The 4633-nt window shown below is 66.2% G+C and carries 3 protein-coding genes; 2 read left to right on the forward strand and 1 reads right to left on the reverse strand.

All coding sequences use genetic code 11. The features are described from left to right. Positions 1–340: 340 nt before the first annotated feature. On the reverse strand, positions 341–1354 hold the full coding sequence (locus tag AC1D00_RS27940) for a LysM peptidoglycan-binding domain-containing protein (RefSeq protein ID WP_477012872.1): 1014 nt from the start codon (positions 1352–1354) through the stop codon (positions 341–343). 166 nt (positions 1355–1520) lie between these two features. Between AC1D00_RS27940 and AC1D00_RS27945 the strand changes: the two genes are divergently transcribed. After that, complete coding sequence (locus tag AC1D00_RS27945; RefSeq protein WP_477012873.1) at positions 1521–2216, forward strand: hypothetical protein; 696 nt, start codon at positions 1521–1523, stop codon at positions 2214–2216. 157 nt (positions 2217–2373) lie between these two features. Further along, positions 2374–4633 (forward strand): bifunctional diguanylate cyclase/phosphodiesterase (locus tag AC1D00_RS27950; RefSeq protein ID WP_477012874.1); only part of this gene is annotated, 2260 nt, incomplete at its 3' end.

Here is a 4633-nt window from a genome sequence, read left to right on the forward strand (position 1 = left end):
ACGCCGAGCGGCCCGCCGCGCAATCCGAACTGCGCTTCGGCCTTGTTCGGCAGCAGCACGGCCAGAATGACAAGGCCGGCGCCCGCCAGCGCGAGGCGCATCCGTGATCCCGACATGACCGCCGACCTGACCACCTTGGCCCTCCTCCAGCGCCAAGCGAACCACCTCACATCACATGACGCACGGGGGAACCAAAGGTTCCGCGAGTGTGGGGGTCAAAGCGTCGCGGCGGTGTCTTTGCCGTCGCGGAGACAGTCCCTCACCCCCTCGTAAGGACGGGGAGAGGGAGGATCGCAATCATGGCTGCAGGAGATGCAATCGCGTCGGCGAAGCGCCGCGCTCACTCCGCTTTTTGCGGCAGCACAAAAGTCTGGCCGGGATAGATCAGGTTCGGGTTGTGGATCTTGTCGCGGTTGGCCTTGAAGATCACCGCGTAGCGGGCGCCGTCGCCGTAGGCGAGCCGGCTGAGCGCCCACAGGCTGTCGCCGCGGGAGATCACCCTGCTGCCGCCCGCCTCTGCCGGTGTGCCGCTGAGGGCGTCGCCCGGCGAAGCCGACGCGACCGTCGTCGCTCGCGCCATGCCCCTTGGTTTCGGTGCCCCCATCACCCTGGGCCGCGCCGCGGGCCTGTCCGATGCCGACGGCAAGGATGCCACGACATCCGATTTCTCGTCCGGCGTCTCGGCCCGCTTCGTTTCCTGCCTGGTCGTGGGCGGTGCAACACGCGCCGGCGGCGGCGCCGCCTCGGCGATCGTCACCGGCATGGTGCGGCCGGACTGCGTGACGGTGCCATCCGGCGCCTTGGCGCGCAGTGTCAGCTCGTAGCTGCCGGCCGGGAGCTGCGGCGGCGTCATGACAAACTGGCCCGACGCATCGGCCACGACCGAATGAAGCGGCTGGCCGTCGCGCAGCAGCTCGACCTTTGCGCCCGGCGTAGCCCGGCCCGCGATCACCGCCGCCTCGCCATGGTCGTCGACGCGGGCGACATCGAAGCGAGGACCGGCGACGGTCGCGGCCGCCGGCGGCTTGACCGGCGCGAGATCGGCGAGCTCCGTGACCTGCTTTTGCGTCTCGTCCAATGGACCAGCCGGCTTCGGCGCAGGCGGCGCGCCGGCGGCGAGCTTCGGTTCTTCGGGCTTCGTCCCTGCCTTGGTCTCGGCTTTAGGTTCCGCCTTGGTTTCAGCCTTGGCTTCGACCTTGGCCTCAGGCTTGACCTCAGGCTTGGCCGCGACGGCGATCTCGGTGTTCGCCCCGCCCGGCAACAGGCGGCGCAGCTCGGTGGGACCGATCACCAGCACGGTGCCGCCCACCGCGAGCAGGCAGAACGCAATGAAGGCCTTGGAAGCGGTGATCATCAGACAATGAACCCTTGGGTCGCAAATCAACCGAGGCCGGCAAATTGCGCCGATTTGGCTGCGGCAGCAAGACTTTCGAAGGGATTAGCGCACATGAACCGGCGCGGCCCCGTCGGCGTCAAATGATCGAGGCCGCATCGCGGCATATTTTTTGAGGATTTTTTCCGTGAACGCATTTTCCCGCCCGGCCCGATGGCTGGCACTTGCCCTGACACTCGTCGCCTCGCCCGCGCTCGCCGCATCCGGTCCGCCGCCGGACTACATCCTCACCAACAATGCCGGCCTCGCCTTCACCTCGCCCGATGGCGCCACCAAGATCGAGCAGTACATGAAGGACGGCGGGGATTGGGACGCCAAATGGCAGGCCTGGGTTCGCCGCGGCGAGCAGATGACGGAGCTGAAGCCCGAGCAGGGCTTCGGGGCCGGCTTCCGCTTCACCAGCGACTCGCAATGGCTGGTGCGGATGCAGAAGACCGGCTCGGGCGAGCAGGACCTCTATCTCTACCATGTCGAGAAGGGCGCCTTCGCGAGCGCGACGAAGAAGCCGCTCAGCAATCTCGCCTGGGCCTATTTCTACGGCCGGCCGGAGACGAAGAGGTTCGCCAAGCTCAACTTCCACATCTCGGCCAATCTCATGGAGGGTACGGAAGAGGCCTATCGCTCGCTCGGCATGGACTGGCCCAACAATCGCTACCTCGTGATCTCGCTGTCGGGCGAGTATGACAACCACCCCAAGAACGTCGCCATGAAGGGACTGGGCGGCTGGCGCTGCCGCTATGATCTCGAGACCGGAAAGTTCGACGTGCCGGCGATGTTCGCCAAGGCCAACGCGGAAGCCTTGAAGTGGGAAATCCGCCGGTGATCCACCGGAATCGCGTCAGCGTAAACCCAGCCTACGGAGCGCTCGGCGATCGAGGGAACCAACCTCCTGATTCCGTTCCGATTCATGTTTCCCTAACCCTTACTGGTAACGGGCTCTTGTCGGTTTTGCTGCATCTTGCATCCCACGGGAGGGCTGGATGGGCACATCAATCCGATGGACCACGCGCGTGCGCGCGTTGCTCCGCCGTTGGCAGGGAGCGCCGCTGACGTGGCTGATCGCCGGCGGCTTCGTGCTGATGGTCGCGATGGCCATCGGCACCGCGCTCACCGTCGATCGTTTCCGGCAAAATGCGATCGAGAGCGGCCGCGACAGCCTGGAAAACTCCGTGCGCATGCTCGCCCGGCATTTCGACCGCGAGTTCGAGGACTTTGCGGTGCTCCAGAAGAGCGTCATCGCCGAGCTCGAGAGCCATGGCATCGCATCCGCCGATATCTTCCGCAGCGAGATGGGTACGCTGGCCATGCACGAGGTGCTGCGCGCAAAGGCGAGCGGCTGGTCCGACGTCGCCGGCGCCAATTTGTTCGATTCCAAGGGCGTGCTGATCAACTCGTCGCGGCGCTGGCCGGTCGCCGATATTTCGGTCGCCGACCGCGGCTATTTCAATCGCCTCAAGAACGATCCGGCCTCGCAGGAAGAGATCGAAGTCGTGCCCGGCCGGTTCGGCAATGGATCTGCGATCGTGTTCGCGCGGCGCGTCTCCGGTCCCCACGGCGAATTCCTCGGCCTGGTGTCGCGGGCCATTTCGCCGGAGCAGCTTGAATCCTTCTTCGCCTCGGCCGGGCTCGGCGAGGAATCCTCGATCGCGATGCACCACCAGAACGGCCAGCTGCTCGCGCGCGTTCCGCATGTCGACGCGATGATCGGACAGAATTTTCGCAACGGCACGCGCGAGCAGATGGCGGTGTTCGAGCGCACCTTCGTCACGACGCAGCTCGCCAGCCCGATCGACGGCAAGGACCGCATCGTCGCCGCGCGCCTCCTGACGGGCGTGCCCCTGGTCGTGGTCGCAACCAAATCGCTGGATGCGACGCTGGCGACCTGGCACACGCAGACAAAATTCTTCGTCACCATCGCCGTGCTGTCGATCGGCCTGCTCGTGCTCACGCTGTTCCTGATCTTCCGCCAGATGACGCGCAGGCTCGCCGCGGAGAAGCAGCAGCTCGACACCGCGATGAACACGATGACGCAGGGTCTTCTGATGTTCGACCAGGACGAGCGGCTGATCGTCTGCAACCGGCGCTACATCGAGATGTACGGACTGTCGGCCGACGTGGTGAAGCCCGGCGCCTATTTCCGCGACGTGATCCAGCATCGCCATGACACCGGATCGTTCCATGGTGACGTCGCGTCCTACTGCGACGACATTCTAAGCAATGCCGGGCGAACCCAGAGCGCCATCGTCCAGACCGCGGACGGCCGCCTGATCGAGGTCAAGAACCAGCCCGGTGCCGCCGGCGGCTGGCTCGCGACCCATGACGACGTCACCGAGCGCATCCGCGCCGACGAACGCATCGCGCACATGGCGCATTACGACGCGCTGACCGACCTGCCCAACCGCGTGCTGATGCGCGGCCATCTGGAACGCCGCGTGGCGGAGCTCAGCCAGGGCAAACCGTTCGCGATCCTCTATATCGACGTCGACGAGTTCAAGGGCGTCAACGATTCGCTCGGACACGAGGTCGGCGACGAACTGCTGCGCCAGGTCGCTAACCGCCTGCGCGCCTGCGTCAGCGGCAACGACCTCGTCGCGCGGCTGGGCGGCGACGAATTCGCCATCGTCAAGGCCGGGACCAGCGACCAGGCCGAGCTGACGGCGCTGGCGGAAACGATCCTCAACGCATTGCGTGCGCCCGTGAACTGCAAGGGCCAGGAGGTTCCGACCGATGCCAGCATCGGCATCGCGATCGCGCCCGACCACGGCGACAATCTCGACGATCTGCTCAAGCGCGCCGATCTGGCGATGTATGCCGCCAAATCCGAGGGACGCCGCACCTTCCGCGTCTTCACGCCCGAATACGACGCCAAGGCGCGGCTGCGCCGGCAGCTGGAGCTCGATCTGCGGCAGGCGCTGACGCGCGGCGAGTTCGAGGTGCACTATCAGCCGCTGGTCGATCTTGCGGCCAACGTCGTCACCGGCTGCGAGGCGCTGCTGCGCTGGCACCATCCGGAGCGCGGCATGGTCTCGCCCGCCGACTTCATCCCGGTCGCGGAAGACACCGGATTGATCGGCGAGATCGGCGAATGGGTGCTCAGGCAGGCCTGCACCGAGGCGGCCTCCTGRCCCGGCGATATCCACATCGCCGTAAATGTCTCGCCGGTGCAGTTCCGTTCCAAGACGCTGGCGCTCAAGGTCGCCGCCGCGCTTGCCGAGTCAGGCCTGGCGCCCGGGCGGCTCG

It is taken from the genome of Bradyrhizobium sp. P2_E8, assembly GCF_056403875.1.

Bases quoted from the DNA above. Each gene is read 5' to 3' on its own strand.
- AC1D00_RS27940 (WP_477012872.1), bottom strand. From the start codon at position 1,354: ATGATCACCGCTTCCAAGGCCTTCATTGCGTTCTGCCTGCTCGCGGTG.